Here is a 24924-nt window from a genome sequence, read left to right on the forward strand (position 1 = left end):
GGAGTCATTATGATTAAAATAAAGTTAGATGAAGTGTTAAAAGAAAAAGACGTGTCGCTGACTGAATTGTCCAAAGCCGTCGATGTGACCATTGCGAACTTATCCATTTTAAAGACGGGGAAAGCAAAGGCCGTGCGCTTCAGTACTTTAGAGGCCATCTGTAAATATTTAGAATGCCAACCCGGCGACATTATCGTTTATGAAGAATCATAATTTCGTCTCTAATTCTAAGATAAGTTAACACAAGGGCTCGTGTGTAACGTGAGTGTTCAAAAAAGAAGCTACACACTTAAAAATGTTGATATAACAAGGTTTAGCTGATAATGAGATATAAAGAAGAACAAATTGATATCCTCTCTTAACGCAAAATGTTGTATAATTTGCGTTAAGAGAGGTGTTTTTAATGACTTTACGAGGCATAGATTTCTTACCACCCCAAGTGACTTTAGAAAATGCTTTAGATTTATACAAATCAGTTGCTGAAATTAATAGTTTAATAGGTGCGCTAAATACACAAATTAATCATTCATTGGTGAGTACACAAATGATTCAATTATTGACGTTATCGGAATCGGTTCAGTCTACAAGAATTGAAGGTACACAGGTCACATTTCTAGATATTATTGAAGAAACACCGAATGAACAAAAAAGTACGGAAGTGACGGAAGTGCTCAATTATAAAGATGCTTTAGATTATGGTGTCATGCAAATTAAAAATGGGAATCCTATTACAACGCGTCTGATTCATGAATTGCACAAGATATTGATGGGACGCAACACAAGAGGAACCACTGTCTCTTCCGGTGAGTTTAGAAAGATTCAAAATTTTATTGGACCCAGTAGTGATATTAAAGATGCTGTCTATATTCCCGTTCCTGCTCATGAAATTGATGCCTATATGACAAACTGGGAACATTACATCAATCGTGTTAAGCATCCTAGTTTTGATCATGTACTCAAAGAAGGATACACTTTTTTAGATGAACAATCTGACCCGCTGATTAAAACGGCAATTATGCATGCACAGTTCGAATCTATTCACCCTTATCTTGATGGCAATGGTCGTCTCGGCAGAATATTAATTGTGCTGAATATGATGGCTGAAAGTGCTGTAAATGCGCCGATATTTTTTGTGAGTGAAGAATTAGAGCGAGAAAGACTACGATACTACAATTTGTTGAATAGTGTCAGAGGTTCTCATGCTGATTGGTACAAATGGATTCAATTTTACTTACGCGCTTGTCAACGCATGATTCTAAATCTACAAACGAAGCTAGAAAATATCGAAACATTAGCTAAAGAAGGGCTTAAGAAAATTAATAATGCTGCTGGTTCAAAAATCATGGATGTCTGGTTTTACACGTTTACAACACCCAATGTGACTGTTAAATATGCAGCTAAAAGTTTGGATATGAGTGAAAATACTGCCAGAATGCATCTCAATACACTGGTTGATCTAGGTATGATTGATGTGGATCATGCGCGAAAACGTAATAAAGTGTATGTGAATTATGATTTATTACAAATTCTAAGATAAGTTAACACAAGGGCTCGTGTGTAACGTGAGTGTTCAAAAAAGAAGCTAAACACTTAAAAACGTTGATATAACAGCATTTTGTCAAATCATTGATGAAAATCCTACATTCTCTTAACGCAAAATTTCGTATTTTTTGCGTTAAGAAGTTTGCAGGATGTTTTTTTATTCGTCACGGGTATGGCTTGATGAAGTTGCAATGTGAACGATTATATTGCTGACGATGGACTAAGAAGAATTGTTTGAGGGCGTGAAATGATAAACATATAATATGAAGTGTATCGCATGTCATTGTTTATTTAAACTGTACGCAAAATTAATTTGATAGGTCATTAAAAACAGTTTGATATGAAAAAGAAATATCTTGTAAGTGAGATGACGGTGATGCGATATGTCAATAAGTATCAGAAAGGGTTGTTGTGTCATCTTAATGTGCTAGAGTGAAAGGAAAGTGAAATGAGGGAAGACTGCCGGCGCTCTAAACGCTGTAGATAAAGGCATTCAACCATGTGTATGAAAGTATGATTGTCCCAACGCTTTGGTTCAGTGACATATTTTTTATTCAACACATATTAAAAAGAAAGAAGTGTGTCTCATGAAAAAAATCGATTTGCATTCACATTATTTCTCACCAGGTTTTATCAAATATTTAGATGAGTATTTTGATGGAAAGGGGGCAGGTGTTGCGACGCCGCTATTTTCGATCGAGGGCTATTTGAAATTTATGGAGGAAATGGAGATTGATTACGGGGTGCTGTCGATTGCAGGGCCTCATCATAGCGCTGCCCCAGATGACGTCATGATTGAAGTTAATGAGGAAGCCAATGCGTATGGTGGGGAACTGGTGAAAAAGTATCCCGAAAAAATTGGCCTTTTCGCATCATTACCGATTCCTCACGTTGATGCATCGATTCAAGCGATTAATCGTGCATTAGATGTCCATCATGCTGTGGGTTTCACGTTGCCATCACATGCGCGTGGAATTTATTTAGGCGACCCAAGCTTAGATCCAATCTTTGAGAAATTAAATGAACGTCATGCGATTGTGGCGATCCATCCGAACGAACCACAGCCGATTAACCCATCGATTAAAAAGAAAGTATTTACACCATTGATGGAATTTTTCTTTGATACGACACGAGCTATTGTCTATATGAACCAAAACCGCACATTTAGTAAATTTCCTAATATTAAATGGATTGTCCCACATAGCGGTGCGTTACTCCCAGTGATTGCGCAACGGATTGATATGGGGAATGCGATTTTTGAATATGAAGAACAACCGGATGATATTTTGAAAACAATGAACAATTTATATTTTGATTTAGCAGGTAAAGTGTTACCACAACAATTACCGATGCTGCTTCAAATGGCAGATGAAAATCGCATTGTTTACGGCTCAGACACGCCGTACACGATTGAGCCAGTGGTCAAAAAATTAACAGATGAAATTTTAATAACTGACCTTATTACGGATGAACAAAAAGAAAAGTTTATGTATCAAAATGCCGAAACGTTATTAGGAAGATAATGATATTCACATTTCAAACACTTTTGTGCTGATGATGCGCAGAAGTGTTTTTGATTGTTGATTAACGAAAATAGTGTTCGATGTATCATTGGGTTCACTAGCGCCCATCATATAAATAGAAGCAACATAAGGAGGGAGAGGTATGGAAACAATCTATCTTGCAGGAGGCTGTTTGTGGGGTGTGCAAGCATTTGTCAAAACATTGCCCGGTATCATCACAACAGAAGCAGGACGTGCAAATGGTGCTACAACAACGTTAGATGGTCCGTATGACGGCTATGTCGAGTGCGTTAAAACAACATTTGATCCATCACAAGTCGATGTTACCGCATTGATGGGCTACTTATTTGAAATCATAGACCCGTATAGCATCGATCAACAAGGAGAAGATGTTGGTTCTAAATATCGGACAGGTGCGTACAGCGAACAGTCGAAACATTTAGATGAAGCGCGACGATTCATTCACCAGCGACCTGATGCCGAACGTATCGCTGTCGAAGTGAAACCACTCACGAACTACATTCCGAGTGCCACTATCCATCAAGATCACCTCGACAAATATCCGAATGATTACTGTCATATCCCAGAAGCATTGATGAAGAAATATCTATAAAGGCAAAATCACAGTTTAGAAAGGTCTCCACCTCAAACAAAAAGTGTCTGTAAAGCATATTAAAGCTGGTAACCAATACAAAGTTAAAGACGTGTACGATCATACGAATGGCAAAAAATATTATGCTTTATATGACAAAAAAGGAAAACGAATGGGGTATATTGATAGCCGTATCGTTACAGTTGTGAAATAAACTGTGAGAGTGGATGAAAGTATTTAAACATCCCATTAAAGCAAAAAAAGCGGTAGTTCTACACGAGAGCTACTGCTTTTTGATTTATCATTTCATTTACGACAATATATCTCCTGTAAGTTGTTCCACGACAGTGACCATGTCGTCATGAATAACCAGTTCTGCAAAATGATCGTAAGGGGTTGTGTCTTTGTTAATAATCACGAGATGCTGACCTTGAAAGTTTGAGATAAGTCCGGCTGCGGGTTGGACGACCAATGAAGAACCTAGCACAATTAATGTATCCGCTTGTGTGATTTTTTGTACCGCACGCGTAATAGTCGCTTGATCTAACATTTCTCCATAAAGAACAATGTCAGGTCGAATGACATGGCCACAGTGTTTACATTGAATGAGTTGCTGTTGCATGACTTCATTTTTCGTATACTGCTGCTGACAATTCGGGCAGTAGAAGCGATTGAGTGTACCATGCAGTTCATCGACATGTTGGCTCCCTGCGTCACTATGAAGGCCGTCAATATTTTGCGTGATGACGCCTAATGATTGCTGACGTTGCTCCAATTCGGCAATCCATTTGTGTACAGGATTAGGCGCTTTATCTGCAAATAATAAATATTGATGACAAAAATCCATAAATCCAATTGAATCACTGTGTAAATAATCCGTACTCAACAAATATTCAGGAGAATACCCTTTTTTAGAAATTTCATCATATAACCCCCCAATAGAGCGGAAATCGGGAATACCACTCGCTACAGAGACGCCTGCGCCAGTGAAAAAAACGATTTTTTGAGCCTGATTAATGATCGCTTTTAATTTTTCAATGTTTTCATTCATACCTTTTCACTCCATATCAATAAAATCTTTATCGCTAACATTTTAATACGTTAAGGTAATCATATATTCATTTTAACAAATATGTTATTTTAAAGCGAAAAGTGTAGAGTGATATTATATTAAATAGTAATAAAAAGGTGTAGAGCCAATCTGAGGCTTTTTTGAGCCAGTTCCTTTATAATAAAAAAGAGAGAATAGAGGTCATGTCATGAAAAAGAAATGGATTTGGGGCGCCACTGTTTTAATCGTTGTCTTAATCGTTGGATTGTTTGTTGCGGTTTCGTTCAATCACCATCAGGCTAATTCTAAAAACTACTATAATACGAAGCTTGTGAAAAGTCAGACACCTACATTATTTTTACATGGCTATGACGGCAGTGTGTCCAATAGTTCCTCAAAATCATTGAAATATCTATTAGGGGATAGTCCAAAAAGTTACAAAGAATCAAAATATGAAGGTAAGACGGCACAGTACAGTGAATTGCATGAGAACAGTGACGTTGCAGATGAGTTGACTTACTTTTTATGGAGTGAATCATAAGGAATCAGTTATAGGTTACGAGTGAAAAGAAATTGTTTATTTTAAAGGGGGGTCTTGATGAAAGAACAAGATTATAAAATTCTCTCATTGCTTCATCAAGAAAAAAATTTAACTAGGGTAGCAGAAAAGCTTTTTATTTCACAACCTGCTTTAACATATAGAGTGAAGAAAATTGAACAAGAATTTGGTATCCATCTTACAAATAGGTTTGGTAAAAACATTGAATTTACCCCTGAAGGAGAATATTTAATGCAATTTTCGAACAAGATTTTGCATGATATACAAAATTTGAAAAATAGTATTAGTGAAATCAAATCATCTATACCCAATAGTTTTAAACTAGGTGCTAACAGTAACTTTATTGTTTATCATTTACCGTATATAATTAAAGCTTTTTCAGTCGTGGAACCCGCTTTAAAAATAAACATAGAAAGTGGATGGAGTTCCGAAGTGATGCAAAAATTAGAGAATAATGAATTAGATGTAGCGATTGTTACTGGTGATTATCAATGGTGTGGAGAGAAAATATTTTTAAAAAAGGACCCGATTACTTTAATAAGTAGTAGACCAATTAATTTGGATAGTTTACCACAAATCCCTAGAATTAATTATAAGCCACAAAAGAACTACAAAGCATATGTTGAGTTGGAGAATTCAATTACTAAGTTAATTAATGATTGGTGGCAAAGTAGATACAGTGTTGAAGGAAATATAGTGATAGAATCAGATAAAGTTGAACTTTGTAAAAAACTGGTCCAAGAGGAGATGGGATATTCTATTATTCCATATACTTGTATTGATAAAAATGAAGAATTTTATCAATACAATTTAGTGGATAGGAAAGGTAGCGAATTATATAGAAAAACATGGTTATTTTATAGAGAATCTGCAAAAGAAAATAACCATGTTCAAAATTTTATAGAATATTGTGAAAACTATTTTTGCTAAGGACCATAGTTTATCAATACAGCAATGACTAGAAATATTGCACCTACAAGTGTCCACCATAACACTAATGGGAATGCGAATTTTAGCCACTTGGTCCACGGTATACCGCCAATTGCAAGAACTGACATCAACACCCCTGAAAAAGGCGTAATAATATTTGTTATACCATCTCCAAGCTTAAATGCTAACACAGTTGTTTGTCTTGTTAGACCTATCATATCACCTATTGGCGTCATAATGGGCATGACTATAGAGGCTTGCCCACTACCAGAACTAACAAGGATATTAAAAAACCAATTGAAAGCAAACATCGCTAGAGCGCCAATCATTGTGGGTAATTCTTGTATATGCGCTGTAGCTATGTGAGTTATTGTATCTAAGATATTTGCTTCTTTAAAAATAACTATAATAGATCTGGCAATACCAATAATAATTGCACCATATGTTAATTTTTTGACACCACTCATGAATATATGAACAAAGTCATTAGGTTTAATTTTATCGATGGCTGCAATTATGATAGAAGTTAAAATAAAGATGCCTGACAATTCATTAACCGACCATTTATAGTTAAATACACCGAACAAGAAAATGCCTATAGAAGCTATAAATGTTAAAATAACAAGTAGATGTTTTTTATTGAATTTTTCAAAATTACTAACAGTATCAATCACTTCTACAGGGAATGGATTATCTTTTAATATACTTTTTGAAGAATCTATACTTATTTTTTTAGTATATCTACATATATATATAATTGTAACAGTAATCAGAGTTATAAAAATAATGATTCTAAACCATGCACCAGAGAATAGTGGGACGCCTGCAATTTTTTGTGCAACGCCCATAATGGCAGGATCAAATGTGCCCACTGCCCCACCAGCAAAGTTTCCCAGATAAACCATTGAGACACCGACGATAGCATCTAAATTCATTGCCCTTGCAAGCATAATTCCTATAGGGATAAAAGCGATGACTGTATTTCCTGATACCCCGACTTGGTGCATGATACCAAATATGGAAGCTATAGTAATAATTAATAAATATTTTCTACCTTTTGTTTTTTCTACTAATGCATTAATACCACTGTAAGTTGCGCCAGTTGAATCAATAATAGCAATAGCGCCCCCTATGATTAATACTAAGAAAATAATGTTTGCACTTTCTATTAGACCTTGTGGAATAGCGGTTATAAAATCTATTAAACTTGTTGGATTTTTAGCCGTTGAATGAAATGAATTAGGTATGATTTCGTGTATACCATCAATTGTTGTCCTTTTATACTTTCCTGATGGTAAAATGTAGGTCAGAATACCAGCAATTATAGACATGACAAATATAATTACAATAGCATCAGGAAAAGTTTTCCCACTCTTATGTTTCATTAACAAACACCCCAATCTTGTTAAACCTCTTTTTGTGCTTTATCGAATTCAGACTTGATTCTTGAACGCAAAACATTATCAGTTAAAAATTCAATAATTGTATAACTTAAAGCCTTACTAGCAATTCGAATTGCATTATAAGCCTCTGGAGTTTTTCCTGCCTTTACCCAAGCAATAGTGTGGTTGGGTGTATTAAATGGAACGAAAGCTGTTCTTAAACATGCACCAGGAACATCGTGTGTAACTAAACTGAAATCTGTAGATCCAGTTTTTTCTCTAGGAGGTGAAATTTGTGAAGCACCGACTTCTCGGGCATTTCTCAAAAGTACATCATTTAATGATTGAACGTTAACTTTACTTTCCATTTGTTTTAATGTTTTTATTTGAACTTGAGTTTCTGTTGCCAATGCAGCTCCTTTGGCGATTTTATATACTCTATCTAGTACTTCATTTAGATTTTTCCTTTTCTCGGCACGAATTGAAAATTGGGCAGAAGCATATTCAGGTACGATATTGACAGCTTGACCTCCATTTGTGATGATACCGTGCATACGTACATCGGGAGTAACATGCTCTCGTAGATACTCAATACCATTAAATAACATCATTACGCCGTCAAGTGCACTTCTTCCAAGTTCAGGAGAAACTGCAGCATGAGAAGGGACACCGCTATATTCGAAATCTATCTTATTAATGGCTAAAGACTTAACATCAACAGTAGTTCTATCTCCGCCATGCATCATTAAAGCTAAATCTAAATTTTTAAAGATACCTTCTTTCTGCATTGGGATTTTACCACTAGTCGTTTCTTCTGCTGGTGTGCCAATAACCTTTAACTTGTAATTTAAATCGCTACAAACTTTTGTGATAGCAATAGCTGCCCCAATAATTGATGGCGGTTGCAAATTATGGCCGCACCCATGTCCCATCCCTTCTAATGCATCAAACTCACATATTAATCCTATAGTTAAAGCGGTATTTGTTTTTTTATGATTATTAAAAGAAGCAATGAAAGCAGTAGGCAGACCTGACACATTTTTTTGTATAGAAAACCCATAGCTCTTTAATAATGATGTGATTTTGTCTACTGCTCTAAATTCATGATTACCTATCTCAGGGTTATCATGAATAAAGTCATTTAAATCAAACAGTATTTTTTCTACATCCTGTATTACGCTATTAATTCTTAATTTATAATCCATAATCCCACTCCTAAAGAAAGCGCTTTCTTGATATAAAATTATCATTTAAATCCTGTAGAGTGAAATTCAAAATTTTTAAGTGATGATAAAATAATTTTATAGATTTTTATGTGGCGTTGTTAAGGTGGGAAAGAGGGATTAGGATATTGGGGTTCAGTTTCCTAATAAAACACCTCAAAATTCTTTCAAACGAATTTTGAGGTGTTTTATTATTTTGGCTAAGTTACATCCTAGGTTCTATTAAAATTGTTTAAGGACAAGAGAGTGATAGTAATTGAAAATGTATTGCGTTTGATGCGCTTCTAAAATTTTTGATGTTTTGTTTTCTAACATAACTTAAGCTCCTAAGCAAGCGAGTTCATGGAGGCAAAATCATCAGAGTAGAGCAGATAATCAAGCCCACCTTTATATTAATTCATAAGCTTGCAATACTTTCGTGAGCATCGTTTCAATGTATGATTCATTCAACACATCTGGTTTAATTAGAATGTTAAAGTAAATGGGTGAGAAAATAAGGTCGATTAACATATCTTCATCTTCACTATGAATATGCGGTTCAATGATTGATTTTAAGATGGCACGCTTTTTCAAGAAATATTCTTCCATAAAGCGCGCTTTCGCATTTGTATCATGATGGCTAACTAAAATCTCAATGACTGCGGTACCAATGGGTGTCTTATATATGTTCATCATTGTCACGAGAAAGCGATACAAATCATCATATAAATTGAAATACGCTGGATGAAATGTTTCTGCGCGCTCTAAAAACAGATCCATAATGATAAATGTTTTGTCTGGCCAACGACGGTAAATCGTCGCTTTTGAGACACCTGTATTTTCTGCAATCTGATCGATCGTAATTTGATTTAAATTATATTCTACGAGTAACCGTTCAATTTCTTCATAAATTTTTTGATTAATTGTGGGATCTTTGGGTCTTCCGGCCATAGTGACCTCCTTTGCTTCTATGTGCTATCCATTCAACAATTTCTAATATTATCATTGCACTTATAAACCACGCAACAAATCCTACTACAATACTTAACAACCAGAGATGTGTCACTTTTAACATTTCCCAAGTGACGACAATATCAACAAGGACGCCTATCATACCAAAAATTGCACCACGGCTGACATGTACTGCAACAACGTCGCCAAATTCCATTCCAGATAAGTACATAGATACGAGGAAAACCGCTGGAAACGTTGCAAAAATTCCACCAAACTCTTTCCAAGGCAAGACTTGGGAAATGATATAACTTAATACGACTGTGAAGCCGCCTACGATAAACTTGATTAATGCCGATTTCACTATTTTTCGCGCTCCTTATAAGAAATGTTGTATACCGAATAATGCACAAGAAATGATAAGCCAACACAATACTGAAAAAACAGTCCCTTTTTGAAAGCCATGTTTATGAATGTAAAGGACAGTTAGGCCGACAGTCACAATACAGGAGAGAATACCTAAAATGGCTCCAGAACTTAGACGAATCGACATTTGCACTAATGTATCACCATGATGGTCAATCGCTAGTGCAAAAATCGCAGCTAAGAAAACAGCTGGCATCGTCGCAATAACACCGCCAATTTTTCCACCTGCTTTTCCAGCGATAACAGAAGCTAAAGCAACAGCAAAGCCACCAATTAAAAAGCGTAATAAGACACTTGTCAAGGAGATCCCAAACATGAACGTGTGCCTCCTTAAGATTTAATTATTAAACGAAACGTTTCGTTTAATAATATCGTAACGCGCATCATTTTTAATGTAAAGGAATTAAACAAAATGACACGAAATGGGCATATTTATTTGTTAATTCTTTGAAAAAATTAAACGCTCATACACGAAAAATTAGAGTTGGGTTGTACGGCTATGGCGATTTATAAATATATTTCTAAAAAAGGATATGAAGGCAAGTATACGATTCTTAGAGAATAGTGTAAGAATAAGAAATAGAAGGAAATTAAAAAAGCAACTATACGGGTAGAAACACGCCCCGGTATAGCTGCTCAAGTAGACTGGAAAGAAGATATGGTCATGCATGATAAATTTGGCAAACGTTATCAATTCAATATCTTTCTTTGCATTCTACACTATTCAAAAATGAAGTATATCACATTAACTTGGGATAGAAAACAAGATACACTATTTCAATTCTAAAGAGTCGATGGTTAATTTTAGAAAAGGTAAATATTCAGTACCTACAAAATTTATTGGAGAGGAGGTTCAATTAATCTTTAATGAGTTGACTGACGAGTTATCAATCTACTTTGATGCCGAATTAATTAGAACGCATCATTTATCGGACAAAAAATTCAATTATGTTACCGAAGAGCAGCTCTCTTCTATCAATTGATGTCACTCAGATATGAAATGAAATCCAGAATCATAACGATGAATATCCCCTTTTGTAGTTGGGGGGATTCATTTAGTAACAAAATAGCGTCAGCAGCCATTATTGATAGGCTCATTCATCATTCAAAAACATTTAAAATAACACGGGATTCCTACCGACTTAAAGACTATAAAAGTGAAAAAAGTTTAAACATACGTCATTCTTAAACCGCTAAAAAACGACATTTTCAAACCGCTATTGACACACCAGCTGTAGAGAGGGCAATATCTCAAAAAGATAGCACAAAAAATAAGGGAACGTGCTGAGGGTATTGATTCATACCATTATTACAGAAGGAGGTAAAATACATGCTTTAGCTGGGACAGAAGTTTATTTTACTGCCGACTATTTGGAGTATATGTCGGAGTGGGCAAGAAGGTATGAGGGAGAAATATATATTAACAGAGAAAACTTTGAAGCGATGTAAGGCTTCCATGCAAGTATCAAAAATTCTAGAATTGGCGGAGCAGATGGAAAACATGGCATAGAGGAATACTTAAGAACGCATATGGTATATATGAATGTTGGGGATTAGCGCGTAACCCATAGTTGAATACAAACATGATGGATAATTTAATTATACGATCTTATCGATTTTAACTTTTGTTATTATAGAGGAGCTAGGACGTCATTTTCGTCTCAGCTCCTTTATGTGGATACCCTTGTATACATATATAAGAGGGAGGTTCCGTTTTACCCTTGCTAAAAACCCCTTGTCTTTCATGAATAATCTTTTGAAAATTGTAGGCTTAGTTGAAATTGATGGTTTTTCATATTGGCGGTTACACGTCCTTTTTGTGTATGCATCAACCGTTGTACAACATATAAACCTAAGCCCATACTGCCATTGCTTCTACTCATATCAAGGGTGTATGATCTTTGGAAAATATGTGTTTGTTTCCCTTCATTTAAAAGCTCATCTGTATCATTCACGATTAACACTTCAACATTACGATCGCGTTCATAAAAATGAATATGTGCATACGTTTTACTATATTTGAGAAGATTTTGAATGACATTGGCGAAAATTCTTTCTAAAATCTTAATATCTCCTTTGATGGGACTGACGGATGTCTCATCAAAGGTTATCTTTATATTGTGTGCTTGAAATTGATAGAAATAAAGTAAAAACTGTTCTTGTACGATTTCATTGATATGAATTGTGACGATGTTCAAAGGGTAATCTCTTGAATCAAGGCGTGTGATTTCATGAAATAAATCCACAGCATGAATTAAAGCGTCTGTTTTATCATTGATAATCTTCAAGTACTTGTCAGGATTGTCCTGAATTTCTTGTGTTTTTAACAAGTTAACGTACCCTTTAATTGCTGTTAAAGGGGTGCGTAAATCATGGGAAATATTGGTGATTTCTTGATTTAAATGCAACTGTTGTCTCTTATAGCTTCTAACTTCAGCTCTCTGAATTTCTAACGTATGGTTGATCGCTGTTATAAGTTTTTGCGTCTCTTTTTGTTGGGTTTCCGTTCTAATATACTGATTAGACGTAATATCTTGTTTTAAATAATTTAATTGTTGCGTTATTTTTGATAGATCTTGCCTAATAAGCAAATAACGTGTGGCCATCACCACGAGTATCAATACAAGTATACCGATTATGAGATATGACATGATTACGTTTCCTTATCTATTCATCATTGAATTCTGATTTTTTAAATATGACCTGTCCACAGAATAAAAACAAGAGGCTTAAAATGCCACCTATGATCCAGTTGTTTAAATCAAGTGTACTAGAATGTGTCATAAAGTTTTCGAAGTTTTGATTCAGACGTTCTCCAGGTGTCAGCTTATAAAGGTGATTAAAATGATGATTGAGATATGCTAATAACTGAAATAAGTGTGAAGATTGAAGATAAATAAGGCTCGTTAAAATGATAACGATTGCGATATTAATTTTAAAGCTATTTAGTGTATGTGCAAGTGCAAGGCCACCTAATATAAGGGGAGCCATATTGATTAATGAAATTAAGTATTGATTGAGTGATACATTGTCATATTCAAACAATGTTAGACCTAAAATCACTGTAATGATGGTACTGATTATGCACAGTAATGAAAAACTAATAAGATAAACTAAGAATTTCCCCCAGAATATGGTACTTCTAGATACATCAAATGAAACAGAGATTTTATTCATCAACTTATTTTCTTTGTGATTAACGAGTAAATTCATTGCAATACCTACAATCAATATGAGCGTACTTGCTGAAATGACATTAATATAAAAGAAATGCGCGTTACCGTATGGGAAATGTGAGTCCACTTGATTAAAATAAAATAATGTGACTGCAGCTAAAACCATGAGTACATTACATACAAGAATGTACAGGTATAGGGCTTTACTATTAAATACGCGATATAATTCACTTTTGATATAATTAATCATATGAATTCACCTTCTCTTTATTTAAAAAATAATCTTCTAAATCGGTTGTCTGAATTTTAAATTCTTCAATTTCTACGCCGTGTTCTAATAAGAGCTTATTTATTTGATGATTTTGAATAGGGGTAGGGTCAATCCATAGAGATTGATCATGTAAGACTTTATAATGAATGTCTTTTATATTTTCTTCTAAGACTTGTATCGCTTTTTCAACAGGAGAGGCTTTAATGACGAGATATTTCTTACCTTTTTGCAACATTTCTTCTTTTGTAATATCTTCAATAATTTTTCCGTCATCAATAAAAACAAATCGATGCGCAAGTTGTTCTAGTTCATTCAAAATATGACTTGAAATCAGTATTGTAATGCCATATTCATGATTGAGTTTCCGCATTAAATTCCGAAAATCTTTGATACCTTCAGCGTCTAATCCATTAATCGGTTCATCTAGCACTAACAGGTCAGGTCCTGAAAGCAGTGCTAAAGCAATATTTAAACGTTGTTTCATTCCTAGAGAATATTGCTTAACTTTTTTATTTACACTTTTAAGACCCACTTGAGTTAAAACTTTCTGAATGTTTTCTTTGCTTGCAAGACCGCGTTGGATACTGAAATAAGTTAAATTTTTCTCACCCGTAAAGGTTGAAATCCAAGCGGAATGTTCAATCATAAACCCTACACGTTTACGTATGTGTGGGTTTGATTTAGGATTTTCTCCAAAAAGCTCGATATGACCACTTGTGGGGAAAATTTGATTTGCGATAAGTTTAAAAAGTGTTGATTTACCAGCACCATTCCTTCCTATGAGTGCACATATTTGTCCTTGGTAAAGCTCAAAGTGAATATCTTGTAATCCATAGTTTGTTTTGAATTTTTTACTCAGACTTTCTGTTTTAATGATGGGACGCAATATCTCCAACTCCTTTGCTATTGATACTTAGAATATAACGAAAATAGCTTTAAGTAGTTCTAAGCAAAGTATAAAGAAACCATAAAGATTTCATATGAGCATAAATCCAATACCCCAGACGGTTTTGATATAGGTTTCATTAGTATGTTTAGAAATTTTCTTTCTAATATTAGAAATATGTACGTTGATAGTATTATCGTCACCGAAATAAATGCCTTGCACTTTTTCGTAGATTTTTTGTTTAGAAAAGGCATTTTCCGGTTGTGACATAAGCAATGTTAAAATATCGTATTCTGTATTTGTTAAATTCATTTCTATGTTTTTGATGTAGGCTTGATGCTTTGTGAGATCTAAGCGTAAATCTTTCCATACTAGGACTTCAGGATTTTTATGATGTTCTAAATTTCTTAATTGAACGGCTACACGTGCAGCAACTTCCTTTATGTCAAAAGGTTTTGTGATGTAATCATCAGCACCCTTATGCAATAAGTGAACTTTTTCTTCGATATCCACCTTAGCAGAAATCACAATGATTTTACTGTTTGTGTTTGCTTTAATGATAGGAAGAATTTCCTCGCCTGTCACTTCAGGTAGCATTAAATCTAATAGAATTAAGTCATAAGTATTTTTTTCTATACACGCCTGTGCTTCAAGCCCCGAATATACGATATGTGCTTTTATATTCATTTTTGTCAATGTTAAAGACAATATATGCGCAATATCAATATCATCTTCTATAATAAGTGCTTCATATTGCATCAGTATTCACCTCATCAGTACCATTCTTGATTAATCACTTCTATCATACCATTATCACGAAAGGATATTATAGATTGAAAAAGAACACTTTTCAGAAAAAAAGATAAATAAACTTTTCGTAACGTAATTAATTTTGGCTTTAATCTTTATCTAGAAAATTGATGATGGTTTTTTTATACAAAGTAGAATCATTAGATAACAATAGTGTATAATTAATACGTATTAGTTGATATATAATTAGTTGTAAAGAATTTTTATCAATATAAAAGATTGTTAAGGGTTGTTTTATTAGTAAGAGAATGCTTAATTTACTTTTTAAAGCTTCAACAGAATCGATTGCATAGAAATATATTTAGGGAATGCTATCAACGTTTTTTGTCATTGAGTGTTCGATAATGGTGGTGATATTTATTGAAAGATATTATTTACGTAGAAAGTCATTATTTTGTAACTGTGAAAAACGAAAGTCTTAAATTCAAAAATATTATTGACAAAAATGAAAGATTTTATTTATTGGATGATATTGAAGCCTTAGTCTTTGATTCACCTAGGAGTTATTATTCTCAAAAATTAATTGTTAAATGTGTTGAATATAATATACTGGTTTTATTTTGCGATTTAAAGCATTCGCCTATAGCAGAAATCATCTCTGATTTTGCAATGGTTAATCGATTACAGAGAATTCAAGACCAATTACAAGTTTTAAGTAAAACAAAAGATAGACTTTGGAAAAAGATAGTAGCAAATAAAATAATAAATCAAGCTAAGTGTATTGAGAACAATGTAAATAAAGGGTCTACTGCTAAAAGTTTATGTGAGTATGCTAGAAGTGTTGGTCCAGGGGATCGGACAAACCGTGAGTCTGTAGCAGCAAGGTTGTATTTTCAAAGTTTGTATGGAAAGAATTTTAAACGAGGAAGATATGATGACAAGATAAATTCAGCACTTAACTATGGATATTCTATTCTTAGATCGTTCATAAAAAAAGAGCTTGCTATTCACGGATTTGAAATGAGTTTAGGTATAAAACATCATTCTACAGAGAATCCTTTTAATTTAGCAGATGATATCATTGAATGTTATCGTCCTTTTGTGGATAGCATGGTGTATGATTTGATTTTTAATTGTCATATTTCTAGCTTTGGGGTTACTGAAAAGAAAAAGATGTTAGAAGTTTTATATGAAAATTGTTTAATAGATAAGAAGATTGTAAAGTTGGTCGATAGCATTAAGTTAACAGTGCAATCTTTAATAAAATGTTACAAACAAAACACACCAACACATTTGCTGTTACCTAAGTTGATTGAGGTGGGTAACTAGTGATTTTATTAGTATGCTTCGATTTATCTAGAGAAACCAGACTTGATCGCAAAAAGGCAAACAAATATAGGGAGAGGTTATTAGAGTTAGGTTTTAGTATGAAACAATTTAGTTTGTATGAAAGATATATTAGTACTGCTCAGAAAAAGGATAAACTATTAGAAATTCTTCAAAAAGAAATCCCAGATACAGGCTCAATAACACTTTATATGCTACCAGATGAAGTGAACAATAAGCAAATTACAATCCTCGGTAAAAATGCGGAATTAATAAAAGAGAGGGAACCTAAACTTATTTTTTTATAAGATGGAGGATATTATGAACAAAAAAACATCATTAATGTATGGAGCATTATTACATGATATTGGTAAGATTATTTATAGAAGTAATAACCATCCTTTTGCCAAAGGGACACATTCTAAACTAGGGCGACTTTTTTTGTCAAAATTTTCAGGATTTAAGAATAACGACATTTTAGACTGTGTTTCGTATCATCATTTTAAAGAGTTGTCTAAAGTTAAACTAGATAAAGATAACCCAGCGTATATTACTTATATTGCTGATAACATCGCAAGTGGTATTGATCGGAGAGATGTCATCGAAGAAGGGGATCAAGAAAATGAAAAACATGCATTTAATTTCGATAAAAACACACCGTTGTTTAGTGTTTTCAATATCGTTAATTCACAAACACAAGGTCAAACGGAAGGGAAGTTTATTTTTAGCAAAGAAAGCCATATAGAATATCCTAAAAATGAAGAGGTTCAATATACTAGTGGTAATTATACACAATTGATGGAGGATATGAAGCAAGATTTAATTGAGAAAATAAAAGTAAACGAGCATCATTTTTCTTCTCTTTTGCAATGGACAGAGAGTTTGTGGCAATACGTACCAAGTTCAACCAATAAAAATCAATTAGTTGATATTTCTTTATATGATCATAGTCGCATTACATGTGCAATTGCTTCATGTATTTATGATTATTTAACCGAAAAAAATATATGTGATTTTCAAAATGAACTTTTTTCAAATTATAAGAAAACTCAAGCTTTTTATGATGAAAATGCCTTTTTATTATTAAGTATGGATATGAGTGGGATTCAAGATTTTATTTACAATATCAGTGGTTCAAAAGCACTCAAAAGTTTACGGTCCCGAAGCTTTTATTTAGAGATAATGATCGAAGTTATTGTAGACGAATTTTTATATAGAGTAGGTCTTAGTCGTGCTAATCTGTTATACACGGGGGGAGGGCACGCGTATTTAATAGTGCCAAACACAAATTATGTGAAAGAACAAGTTGAATTATTTCAATATGACATAAAGGAATGGTTTATACAAGAGTTTACAACAGATTTATCATTATCTATTGCTTATGAAGCATGTAGTGGTAATGACTTGATGAACTCGAATGGTAATTATAAAACAATTTGGCGCAATGTCAGTAATAAATTATCAGATATGAAATCTCAAAAATATACAGCTAAAGATATTTTAAGGTTTAATCATGAACATTCTCATGGTGATAGGGAATGTAAGGAATGTTTACGAAGTGATACAGAGATTAATGAAGAAGGATTATGTTCAGTTTGTGAAGGTATCATAAGTATATCTAATGACCTAAGAGATAAATCGTTTTTTGTTGTGTCAAACTCAGGAAAGTTGAAAATGCCATTTAATAATTTTTTAAATGTCTTAAATTATGAGGAGGCGGAGACATTAGCAAATCACGATGATAATGCAAAAATTTATAGTAAAAATGAGCCTTTTGTAGGGCAAGGGATTTCAACTAATTTATGGATGTGTGATTATGATTATGCAAGTCAATATGAAGAAATGAAATATAGTGGAATCAGTAGTTACGCGGAAAGAAGTGTAGGAATAAGACGATTAGGTGTAGTACGAGCAGATATTGATAATTTAGGTACAATATTTATTTCAGGTATACCTGAAAATTATAATTCACTCTCTCGAACTGCAACATTGTCTAGACAATTATCATTATTTTTTAAATATGAACTCACTAATCTTTTAAAGGGATATCAAATTACCGCAATTTATTCTGGTGGGGATGACTTGTTCTTAATTGGCGCATGGGATGACATTGTAGAAGCAAGTATTCATATCAATGATAGATTCAATGCATTCACGATGGGGAAATTAACTATTTCAGCGGGTATAGGTATGTTTAATGCCAAATACCCGATATCCAAAATGGCATTTGAGACAGGGCTATTAGAAGAGGCTGCTAAAACAGGTGATAAAAACCAAGTCGCTTTATGGATGAATGAAAAAGTTTACGGTTGGAAAGAATTAAAAGAGCAAGTGTTAAAAGAAAAATTATCATTAATACAAGAAGCATTTAAGACTACTGATAAACATGAAAAAGCTTTTATTTATAAAATACTTGTACTATTAAGAAATAAAGAACAAATTAACATCGCAAGATTAGCCTATTTATTGTCTAGAAGTAAAATGACGAATGATTTTAGTTCTTTGGTTTTTAAATGGGCTCAAGAGGAGCAAGAAAAAGAAGAGTTAATTACAGCTTTAGAATATTACATCTATCAAATAAGGGAGGCTGAATAATCATGATTTTAGCTAAGACTACAAGTGGTAAAAATATTGATTTGAATTTTGCACATGAAGTAATAAAAAATAATGTGAAAAAGTATAGAGATAAGCCAGGTAAAGAAAAAGAAGAGTTATTTGGTGGATTAACAACAAGTAAACTAAGAAATTTAATGGAACAAGTAAATAGACTACACACGATTGCTTTTAACTCAAATGAAGAAAAGTTGTCTGATAAATTTTTAGATGAATTGGAATACTTAAAAGTGAAATTTTACTACGAAGCAGGAAGAGAAAAAAGTGTAGATGAATTTTTAAAAAAAACATTGATGTTTCCTATAATTGATAAAGTTATAAAAAAAGAGTCCAGAGAATTTTTCTTAGATTATTGTAAGTATTTTGAAGCGCTCGTTGCTTTTGCTAAATATTATCAAAAGGAGGATTAAGATGTATTCAAAAATTAAAATCACAGGAACGATTGAAGTTGTCACAGGATTGCATATAGGAGGTGGTGGTGAGTCAAGTATGATCGGTGCGATTGATTCACCAGTTGTTAGAGATTTACAAACAAAATTACCAATTATTCCAGGTAGTTCAATAAAAGGAAAGATGAGAAGTCTCCTTGCTAAAAACTATGGCTTGAAAATGAAACAAGAGAATCATAATGACGATCATGAAAACGTATTAAGACTATTTGGGTCAAGTGAAAAAGGAAATATTAAAAGAGCACGGATACAAATATCTGACGCATTTTACTCGGATAAAACTAAAAAATTATTTGCTGAAAAAGATATTGCGTATACAGAAACGAAATTTGAGAACACAATTAATCGTTTAACTGCAGTGGCTAATCCAAGACAAATTGAAAGGGTTACACGTGGTTCTGAATTTGATTTTACATTTATTTATAATGTAGATGATGAAAGTGAAGTTGAAAAAGATTTTGAAAATATAAAGCGCGCACTTTCTTTGTTAGAAAACGATTACCTTGGTGGCGGTGGTACTCGAGGAAATGGACGTATTCAATTTAAAGATATTCTTATTGAAACGGTAATAGGAGATTATGATAGCTCTAAACTTAGAATAAAGTAGGTGTAGAAGTATGAATTTTGAAATATTTAAATTATATTTTAAGACGCCCGTACATTTTGGTAAAAAACGCTTATCAGACGGTGAGATGACGATTTCAGCTGATACTTTATTCAGTGCATTATTTATTGAATCTTTACAAATGGGTATAAATACAGATTGGTTATTGAATGACTTAGTTATCAGTGATACATTTCCATTCGAATCAGAGTTATATTATTTACCAAAGCCACTCATCAAAATTGAATCGAAAGAAGAAGGAAATCATAAGGATTTTAAAAAGTTAAAATATATTCCTGTTTATAATTATATGGATTATATACAAGGTCATTTACAAGCTAATGATGCAAAAGATTTGAATGAAATTTTTAATATTGGTCATTTTTCACTACAAACAAAGGTTTCACTAATTAGTCAAGAAACCGATCCAGATGCGGATAGTGAGCCATACTCTATCGGGACGTTTACCTTTGAAGTAAATGCAGGTCTATACTTTATTGCCAAAGGGTCAGATAAGACGTTGGAAAAATTAAAGGTGGTTATGAATACCTTGCAATTTTCTGGAATAGGAGGAAAACGTTTTGCAGGCCTAGGTAGATTTGAAGTTCAAAATGTGAATGATAGTAGTTTAAATCAACTCTTAAGTAACAAGGGAGTAAAACATATACTTCTTTCTACTGCTATGGCAAAGGAGCACGAGCTCGAAGCTTCTTGTGAAGATGCACGTTATACTTTAAAGAAACGCTCTGGCTTTATTCAATCAGTTAATTATTCAGAGACTCTAGTCAAGAAAAATGATTTTTATAGTTTTTCTGCAGGGTCCGTATTTACAAATCCTTTTAAGGGTGACATTTTTAATGTGGGTATGGAAGGTCAGCACCCTGTGTATCGATATGGTAAACCATTATGGTTGGAGGTCTAATATATGAGTATTAAAGTGTATGAGGCAACAATAAAGACAGTGGGTCCTGTACATATAGGTAGCGGTCGAACAATACGAAAACAAGATTATATCTATGATTTTCATAAATCGATGGTGCATATGGTTAATGGTGCAGAGTTAGTCAAATTTTTGAAAGGTAAAGATTTACTGGATGATTATCAAAAATTTTTAAGACATCCTCCAAAAAAACCTAGAGAAAGCGGTTTGAAAAATTTTTTAGATGCACATCGTATTAAACAAGATGAATGGAAAACATTTATTAAGTTTTCTGAACAAGTTCACCAAGGAAAAAAACATGGTACATATAAACCAAAGCCCCTTAATGATATTCATTTAATGATGAGAGATGGGCAAAACCAAGTTTATATACCAGGGAGTTCAATTAAAGGTGCTATAAAAACGGCTGTTGTATCTAAATATAATGAGGCAGAAAAAGATATTTTTAGTAAAATTAAAGTTAGTGATTCAGAACCCATTGATGAATGTCATTTAGCAATTTATCAAAAAATAGATATCAATAAAGTTGATAAACCTATGCCATTATATCGAGAATGTATTGATGTTAACACTGAAATCAAGTTTACTTTGTCTCTAGAAGATGACATATACACAATTGAAGATATTGAAGAATGTATTCAATCATTTTATAAAAATTACTATAACGAATGGTTAATCGGTTTTAAGGAAACCAATGGTGGCAGACGTTTCTCTATAGAAGGAGGTATGCCTGCTTTAGTTGGAGAAAATGTATTATACCTTGGTGCTGGTACAGGATTTGTAAGTAAAACAACTCATTATCAATTGAAAAATAGATTACAGGCAAAAAAAGATTCTTTTGAAATATTAAGAAAAAAATTTAGTAGTACTTATGGGAAAATGAAAGAAATACCTAAGAATGTACCTGTGGTTTTAAAAGGAACGATTAATGAAATTAAAAAAGAAGCGTATCAACAAGGCATGTGTATGATTACATTTAATAGTAAGTAATAGAGGAGTGAACGTTTTGAAAATCCTTTTTAGTCCGATAGGGAATACTGATCCTTGGAGTAATTATCGAGACGGTGCAATGTTGCATATTGTGAGACAGTATCGACCTGATAAGATTGTCTTATTTTTTACAGAGAGCATATGGAACGGGAATGAAAACATGCCTGGACGCAAGGAATTCAATTGGAATAAAATTATTTCTTCCGTATCACCTGATTCTAAAGTAGAAATTAAAATTGATAAAGTAGAAAATGAGCATGATTTTGATAGCTACAAAGAGTTGTTCCATAATTATATTTTAGAAATTATGAATGAAGAACCAAATGCAGAAGTACTGTTAAATGTAACGAGTGGTACACCTCAAATGGAGTCAACATTATGTCTAGAGTATGTAACCTATCCAAATCATAAGGAATGCATCCAAGTCGCAACGCCAGAACCTGAGAAAAATATTAAACGTATATTTGCAAACCCTAATGATCAAGAAGAAGCATTACAAAAAGTGAATGAAAACGAGATGAATTCAAAAATCAGAAGCAAATCTATAGATATTATTAGTTTTAGGGAAGCTATGATACGATCACAAATAATAGGATTAATTTATAATTACGATTATGAAGCGGCACTTACACTGATTAGTGAGCAAAAGTCATTTAGGAATGCCAAAAACTTACGTAAAAAGCTATTATTAATGACTACGCAGGTTAAAACACATGAAATCTTTCCAGAAATAAACGCTTCCTATAACAATAAAGCGTTAAAAAAAGTATTATTTCATTATTTAATTTTAAAGATGCGATATGATAGACAAGATGTTGCCGAAACATTAATCCGAGTTAAGTCCATTGCGGAGTTTATTATTAGAGACTACATTGAAGTCCATTATCCTAACATAATAATCGAAGAAAATGGTAAACCTTATCTAAATACGAATGATAATATGCCCTTTTTAATGAAATATCAAAAGCGGTTGAAAAATGAGTATAAAAGTTATGTGCCTCAAAGAATTTTAAGTTTACCTACATTTATTGATATTTTAAAAGTTTTAAGTCCTAAGTCACCATTGTTGAAAGAATTACTCGCAATAAATGATGTCAACGGGTTAAGAAATTCAGTTGCGCATCATCTAGATACATTAAAATTGGATCGTAATAAGAACCATACCAAAATTAGGTTATCAGTTGAATCAATCAAAAACATGCTAAACATCGCATATCCTGAGATTGATGAAAAGGATTTTAATTATTTTGAAGAAAAAAATAAGGAATTAATTGGACTGCTATGATTAATAAATTAACAATTGAACTTTCATTACCATCAAATATTAAGCCTAATTATTTAGGAAGTATTCTGCATGGTGTAATAATGGATTATCTTTCTACAGACATGGCTGCACAATTACATCATTATTATGCCTATAGTCCATTGAAACAGAGAATATATTTAAAAAATCACCTCATTATATGGGAAATTATTAGCATGAATGATAATCTCTCTGGAGAATTAATTGAAATATTTAGTAAAAACGAAACATTATTTTTAAAACATTATCATACACATATTCAATTGAAAACTTTTATAGTGACTAAATTTAATATTAAAGAGATGATGAATGGCTTTCTTGGAAAAGATGATTTGAGTCGTTTCATTCATATTAAAATACAAACACCGATGTCATTTAAAATGAAAAATGAATATTTAATCTTTCTAGATATTAACCGTTTCTTTAGAAGCATTATGATACAATTTGATAGTTTTTTTGATAATTATAAAATGTACGATAAAGAAACGTTAGATTTTATTGAAAGTAATGTAAAAATAGTAGATTACAAATTAAAAAGCACTAAGTTTTACTTGGAAAAGGTGAAAATACCTTCTTTTACTGGTGAACTTTCGCTAAAAGTTAAAGGTCCTTTGCCGTTTTTACAGTTAATATATTTTCTTTTGGAATTTGGCGAGCTTTCAGGTGTAGGGATTAAAACTAGTTTAGGTATGGGAAAATATAGTATTATTGAGAGGGAAAATAAAAAGTAAATATAATGAGATTTATGTATATATAAATGGATAACTTTTTAGTTATAGTAATAAGACCAGCGATATAGAAAATTACAAATTTACAGTAATTATTCAAAACGGAAAAATTGTACTCAATTAGTGTATAATTGATATTGAAAGTGTTGTTAATAGTTTTTGTCCGAAAAGTGGGCATCATGTAAGTATACACGTGATGTTGTGTCCACTTTTCGGACAGTAAATACACATTATAAGCCACTACAATAAAGTATTTGTGCAGATGACTAATCAGATAGAACCCCGTACAAAAGGGGACGAGAACATAAAATAACTCCGTCTGCTTCATTAAAATTGTACAATCAGATAGAACCCCGTACAAAAGGGGACGAGAACTAATTATTTTTTTGAATTCTTTATATTTTTTAGAAATCAGATAGAACCCCGTACAAAAGGGGACGAGAACTCAAATTTCACGCTACTAGTTCGCCATATGGTGTTTTAATCAGATAGAACCCCGTACAAAAGGGGACGAGAACTAAACGGTCGTGATTTGATTTCTTTGATGTATTTTTCATAATCAGATAGAACCCCGTACAAAAGGGGACGAGAACTTGTAAACTTCGAGCATTTGTTTATCTGTACTTAACAATCAGATAGAACCCCGTACAAAAGGGGACGAGAACTCGATAGCAAAAGTATTATAAAGTGCATTACGATGATTTGAATCAGATAGAACCCCGTACAAAAG

Annotated in this window: 28 protein-coding genes, 1 pseudogene and 1 CRISPR repeat array (1 of these 30 running past the window's edge); of the genes and pseudogenes, 19 read left to right on the top strand and 10 right to left on the bottom strand. The window is 32.9% G+C overall.

Features of this window, described 5'->3' with window-relative positions:
- Nucleotides 1-9: 9 nt before the first annotated feature.
- The 5 genes from GZH82_RS00505 (at nucleotide 10) to GZH82_RS00525 (ending at nucleotide 3871) form a co-directional block, all read left to right on the top strand.
- Complete coding sequence (locus GZH82_RS00505; RefSeq protein WP_086428585.1) at nucleotides 10-213, top strand: helix-turn-helix domain-containing protein; 204 nt, start codon at nucleotides 10-12, stop codon at nucleotides 211-213.
- A 190-nt stretch (nucleotides 214-403) separates the two neighbouring features.
- On the top strand, nucleotides 404-1537 hold the full coding sequence (locus tag GZH82_RS00510) for a Fic family protein (protein WP_162680834.1): 1134 nt from the start codon (nucleotides 404-406) through the stop codon (nucleotides 1535-1537).
- A 592-nt stretch (nucleotides 1538-2129) separates the two neighbouring features.
- The gene (locus tag GZH82_RS00515; protein ID WP_162680835.1) at nucleotides 2130-3065 is read left to right on the top strand and encodes an amidohydrolase family protein; all 936 of its coding nucleotides are present in this window, start codon (nucleotides 2130-2132) and stop codon (nucleotides 3063-3065) included.
- A 142-nt stretch (nucleotides 3066-3207) separates the two neighbouring features.
- Nucleotides 3208-3678: a peptide-methionine (S)-S-oxide reductase gene (locus GZH82_RS00520; protein WP_162680836.1), complete on the top strand. Its 471-nt coding sequence runs from the start codon at nucleotides 3208-3210 to the stop codon at nucleotides 3676-3678.
- A gap of 43 nt (nucleotides 3679-3721) precedes the next feature.
- Complete coding sequence (locus tag GZH82_RS00525) at nucleotides 3722-3871, top strand: hypothetical protein (RefSeq protein WP_238989600.1); 150 nt, start codon at nucleotides 3722-3724, stop codon at nucleotides 3869-3871.
- Nucleotides 3872-3967: 96 nt separating this feature from the next.
- On the opposite strand, the gene GZH82_RS00530 is transcribed toward GZH82_RS00525, so the two are convergent.
- Nucleotides 3968-4708, bottom strand: a complete 741-nt coding sequence (locus GZH82_RS00530) for an NAD-dependent protein deacylase (protein WP_162680837.1) — start codon at nucleotides 4706-4708, stop codon at nucleotides 3968-3970.
- 370 nt (nucleotides 4709-5078) lie between these two features.
- On the opposite strand from GZH82_RS00530, the pseudogene GZH82_RS14055 reads away from it, so the two are divergent.
- A pseudogene (locus tag GZH82_RS14055) lies at nucleotides 5079-5249 on the top strand (alpha/beta hydrolase); the annotation flags it as partial.
- Nucleotides 5250-5306: 57 nt separating this feature from the next.
- A complete protein-coding gene (locus GZH82_RS00540) occupies nucleotides 5307-6197 on the top strand; it encodes a LysR family transcriptional regulator (protein ID WP_162680839.1) in 891 nt (296 codons plus the stop codon).
- On the opposite strand, the gene GZH82_RS00545 is transcribed toward GZH82_RS00540, so the two are convergent.
- The 5 genes from GZH82_RS00545 to GZH82_RS00565 form a co-directional block, all read right to left on the bottom strand.
- Nucleotides 6194-7582, bottom strand: coding sequence for a YfcC family protein (locus GZH82_RS00545; RefSeq protein ID WP_162680840.1), 1389 nt, complete (start codon nucleotides 7580-7582; stop codon nucleotides 6194-6196). The two genes, GZH82_RS00540 and GZH82_RS00545, sit on opposite strands and share 4 nt — an antisense overlap.
- Nucleotides 7583-7602: 20 nt before the next feature.
- A complete protein-coding gene (locus GZH82_RS00550) occupies nucleotides 7603-8784 on the bottom strand; it encodes a M20 family metallopeptidase (protein WP_162680841.1) in 1182 nt (393 codons plus the stop codon).
- Nucleotides 8785-9189: 405 nt separating this feature from the next.
- On the bottom strand, nucleotides 9190-9732 hold the full coding sequence (locus GZH82_RS00555; RefSeq protein WP_162680842.1) for a TetR/AcrR family transcriptional regulator: 543 nt from the start codon (nucleotides 9730-9732) through the stop codon (nucleotides 9190-9192).
- Nucleotides 9701-10096 carry a DUF3147 family protein gene (locus tag GZH82_RS00560; protein WP_162680843.1) on the bottom strand — a complete coding sequence of 132 codons (396 nt, stop codon included), beginning with the start codon at nucleotides 10094-10096 and terminating at the stop codon, nucleotides 9701-9703. Before GZH82_RS00560 ends, GZH82_RS00555 begins: the two co-directional genes overlap by 32 nt.
- A 15-nt stretch (nucleotides 10097-10111) precedes the next feature.
- Nucleotides 10112-10474, bottom strand: a complete 363-nt coding sequence (locus tag GZH82_RS00565; protein ID WP_162680844.1) for a DUF3147 family protein — start codon at nucleotides 10472-10474, stop codon at nucleotides 10112-10114.
- Between the two features lie 478 nt (nucleotides 10475-10952).
- On the opposite strand from GZH82_RS00565, the gene GZH82_RS14545 reads away from it, so the two are divergent.
- From GZH82_RS14545 to GZH82_RS14550, 3 genes are all read left to right on the top strand, one after another.
- Nucleotides 10953-11141, top strand: a complete 189-nt coding sequence (locus tag GZH82_RS14545; protein WP_457853066.1) for a Mu transposase domain-containing protein — start codon at nucleotides 10953-10955, stop codon at nucleotides 11139-11141.
- A gap of 17 nt (nucleotides 11142-11158) precedes the next feature.
- Nucleotides 11159-11347, top strand: a complete 189-nt coding sequence (locus GZH82_RS00570) for an ATP-binding protein (RefSeq protein ID WP_238989601.1) — start codon at nucleotides 11159-11161, stop codon at nucleotides 11345-11347.
- A gap of 104 nt (nucleotides 11348-11451) precedes the next feature.
- Nucleotides 11452-11607, top strand: a complete 156-nt coding sequence (locus GZH82_RS14550; RefSeq protein WP_162680743.1) for a hypothetical protein — start codon at nucleotides 11452-11454, stop codon at nucleotides 11605-11607.
- Nucleotides 11608-11900: 293 nt separating this feature from the next.
- Here GZH82_RS14550 and GZH82_RS00580 read toward each other — a convergent pair whose 3' ends face one another.
- From GZH82_RS00580 to GZH82_RS00595, 4 genes are all read right to left on the bottom strand, one after another.
- Nucleotides 11901-12809: a sensor histidine kinase gene (locus GZH82_RS00580; protein WP_162680845.1), complete on the bottom strand. Its 909-nt coding sequence runs from the start codon at nucleotides 12807-12809 to the stop codon at nucleotides 11901-11903.
- A gap of 16 nt (nucleotides 12810-12825) precedes the next feature.
- A complete protein-coding gene (locus tag GZH82_RS00585; protein WP_162680846.1) occupies nucleotides 12826-13584 on the bottom strand; it encodes a cation-translocating P-type ATPase in 759 nt (252 codons plus the stop codon).
- Entirely contained in the window at nucleotides 13577-14491 is a 915-nt protein-coding gene (locus GZH82_RS00590) for an ABC transporter ATP-binding protein (RefSeq protein ID WP_162680847.1), read from the bottom strand. The genes GZH82_RS00585 and GZH82_RS00590 overlap by 8 nt, the downstream gene beginning before the upstream one ends.
- A 90-nt stretch (nucleotides 14492-14581) precedes the next feature.
- Nucleotides 14582-15250 (bottom strand): response regulator transcription factor, encoded by a 669-nt coding sequence (locus tag GZH82_RS00595; protein ID WP_162680848.1) that lies wholly within the window; start codon nucleotides 15248-15250, stop codon nucleotides 14582-14584.
- Nucleotides 15251-15661: 411 nt separating this feature from the next.
- Between GZH82_RS00595 and cas1 the strand changes: the two genes are divergently transcribed.
- From cas1 to cas6, 9 genes are read left to right on the top strand one after another with little or no spacing between them, the layout of a single operon-like run.
- Nucleotides 15662-16570, top strand: a complete 909-nt coding sequence (cas1, locus tag GZH82_RS00600; RefSeq protein ID WP_162680849.1) for a type II CRISPR-associated endonuclease Cas1 — start codon at nucleotides 15662-15664, stop codon at nucleotides 16568-16570.
- A complete protein-coding gene (gene cas2 / locus GZH82_RS00605) occupies nucleotides 16570-16875 on the top strand; it encodes a CRISPR-associated endonuclease Cas2 (protein ID WP_162680850.1) in 306 nt (101 codons plus the stop codon). The genes cas1 and cas2 overlap by 1 nt, the downstream gene beginning before the upstream one ends.
- A gap of 13 nt (nucleotides 16876-16888) precedes the next feature.
- A complete protein-coding gene (gene cas10 / locus GZH82_RS00610) occupies nucleotides 16889-19162 on the top strand; it encodes a type III-A CRISPR-associated protein Cas10/Csm1 (protein ID WP_162680851.1) in 2274 nt (757 codons plus the stop codon).
- 2 nt (nucleotides 19163-19164) lie between these two features.
- On the top strand, nucleotides 19165-19590 hold the full coding sequence (csm2, locus tag GZH82_RS00615; protein WP_162680852.1) for a type III-A CRISPR-associated protein Csm2: 426 nt from the start codon (nucleotides 19165-19167) through the stop codon (nucleotides 19588-19590).
- Nucleotide 19591: 1 nt separating this feature from the next.
- Nucleotides 19592-20236, top strand: coding sequence for a type III-A CRISPR-associated RAMP protein Csm3 (gene csm3 / locus GZH82_RS00620; protein ID WP_162680853.1), 645 nt, complete (start codon nucleotides 19592-19594; stop codon nucleotides 20234-20236).
- Nucleotides 20237-20246: 10 nt separating this feature from the next.
- Nucleotides 20247-21155 (top strand): type III-A CRISPR-associated RAMP protein Csm4, encoded by a 909-nt coding sequence (gene csm4, locus GZH82_RS00625; RefSeq protein WP_162680854.1) that lies wholly within the window; start codon nucleotides 20247-20249, stop codon nucleotides 21153-21155.
- Between the two features lie 3 nt (nucleotides 21156-21158).
- Nucleotides 21159-22163 (top strand): type III-A CRISPR-associated RAMP protein Csm5, encoded by a 1005-nt coding sequence (gene csm5 / locus GZH82_RS00630; RefSeq protein ID WP_162680855.1) that lies wholly within the window; start codon nucleotides 21159-21161, stop codon nucleotides 22161-22163.
- A gap of 16 nt (nucleotides 22164-22179) precedes the next feature.
- Nucleotides 22180-23448 carry a type III-A CRISPR-associated CARF protein Csm6 gene (gene csm6, locus GZH82_RS00635; RefSeq protein ID WP_162680856.1) on the top strand — a complete coding sequence of 423 codons (1269 nt, stop codon included), beginning with the start codon at nucleotides 22180-22182 and terminating at the stop codon, nucleotides 23446-23448.
- On the top strand, nucleotides 23445-24197 hold the full coding sequence (gene cas6 / locus GZH82_RS00640; protein ID WP_162680857.1) for a CRISPR-associated endoribonuclease Cas6: 753 nt from the start codon (nucleotides 23445-23447) through the stop codon (nucleotides 24195-24197). Before csm6 ends, cas6 begins: the two co-directional genes overlap by 4 nt.
- A gap of 265 nt (nucleotides 24198-24462) precedes the next feature.
- A CRISPR array of direct repeats spans nucleotides 24463-24924; the repeat unit is 37 nt; unit sequence AATCAGATAGAACCCCGTACAAAAGGGGACGAGAACT (it continues 12 nt past the right edge of the window).

Origin of the sequence: Staphylococcus sp. MI 10-1553, assembly GCF_010365305.1 — a bacterium.
In the GTDB taxonomy this organism is placed as follows: Bacteria; Bacillota; Bacilli; order Staphylococcales; family Staphylococcaceae; genus Staphylococcus.

What these genes read in the sequence shown, in the direction of transcription:
- GZH82_RS00585 (WP_162680846.1), bottom strand. Translation starts at nt 13,584, where the DNA reads ATGATTAATTATATCAAAAGTGAATTATATCGCGTATTTAATAGTAAA.
- GZH82_RS00565 (WP_162680844.1), bottom strand. Translation starts at nt 10,474, where the DNA reads ATGTTTGGGATCTCCTTGACAAGTGTCTTATTACGCTTTTTAATTGGT.
- GZH82_RS00550 (WP_162680841.1), bottom strand. Translation starts at nt 8,784, where the DNA reads ATGGATTATAAATTAAGAATTAATAGCGTAATACAGGATGTAGAAAAA.
- GZH82_RS00570 (WP_238989601.1), top strand. Translation starts at nt 11,159, where the DNA reads ATGAAATCCAGAATCATAACGATGAATATCCCCTTTTGTAGTTGGGGG.
- GZH82_RS00545 (WP_162680840.1), bottom strand. Translation starts at nt 7,582, where the DNA reads ATGAAACATAAGAGTGGGAAAACTTTTCCTGATGCTATTGTAATTATA.
- GZH82_RS00530 (WP_162680837.1), bottom strand. Translation starts at nt 4,708, where the DNA reads ATGAATGAAAACATTGAAAAATTAAAAGCGATCATTAATCAGGCTCAA.
- GZH82_RS00505 (WP_086428585.1), top strand. Translation starts at nt 10, where the DNA reads ATGATTAAAATAAAGTTAGATGAAGTGTTAAAAGAAAAAGACGTGTCG.
- GZH82_RS00580 (WP_162680845.1), bottom strand. Translation starts at nt 12,809, where the DNA reads ATGTCATATCTCATAATCGGTATACTTGTATTGATACTCGTGGTGATG.
- GZH82_RS00555 (WP_162680842.1), bottom strand. Translation starts at nt 9,732, where the DNA reads ATGGCCGGAAGACCCAAAGATCCCACAATTAATCAAAAAATTTATGAA.
- GZH82_RS14545 (WP_457853066.1), top strand. Translation starts at nt 10,953, where the DNA reads ATGGTTAATTTTAGAAAAGGTAAATATTCAGTACCTACAAAATTTATT.
- cas10 (WP_162680851.1), top strand. Translation starts at nt 16,889, where the DNA reads ATGAACAAAAAAACATCATTAATGTATGGAGCATTATTACATGATATT.
- csm5 (WP_162680855.1), top strand. Translation starts at nt 21,159, where the DNA reads ATGAGTATTAAAGTGTATGAGGCAACAATAAAGACAGTGGGTCCTGTA.
- GZH82_RS00510 (WP_162680834.1), top strand. Translation starts at nt 404, where the DNA reads ATGACTTTACGAGGCATAGATTTCTTACCACCCCAAGTGACTTTAGAA.
- GZH82_RS00595 (WP_162680848.1), bottom strand. Translation starts at nt 15,250, where the DNA reads ATGCAATATGAAGCACTTATTATAGAAGATGATATTGATATTGCGCAT.
- csm4 (WP_162680854.1), top strand. Translation starts at nt 20,247, where the DNA reads ATGAATTTTGAAATATTTAAATTATATTTTAAGACGCCCGTACATTTT.
- cas6 (WP_162680857.1), top strand. Translation starts at nt 23,445, where the DNA reads ATGATTAATAAATTAACAATTGAACTTTCATTACCATCAAATATTAAG.
- GZH82_RS00540 (WP_162680839.1), top strand. Translation starts at nt 5,307, where the DNA reads ATGAAAGAACAAGATTATAAAATTCTCTCATTGCTTCATCAAGAAAAA.
- csm2 (WP_162680852.1), top strand. Translation starts at nt 19,165, where the DNA reads ATGATTTTAGCTAAGACTACAAGTGGTAAAAATATTGATTTGAATTTT.
- csm3 (WP_162680853.1), top strand. Translation starts at nt 19,592, where the DNA reads ATGTATTCAAAAATTAAAATCACAGGAACGATTGAAGTTGTCACAGGA.
- GZH82_RS00515 (WP_162680835.1), top strand. Translation starts at nt 2,130, where the DNA reads ATGAAAAAAATCGATTTGCATTCACATTATTTCTCACCAGGTTTTATC.
- GZH82_RS00520 (WP_162680836.1), top strand. Translation starts at nt 3,208, where the DNA reads ATGGAAACAATCTATCTTGCAGGAGGCTGTTTGTGGGGTGTGCAAGCA.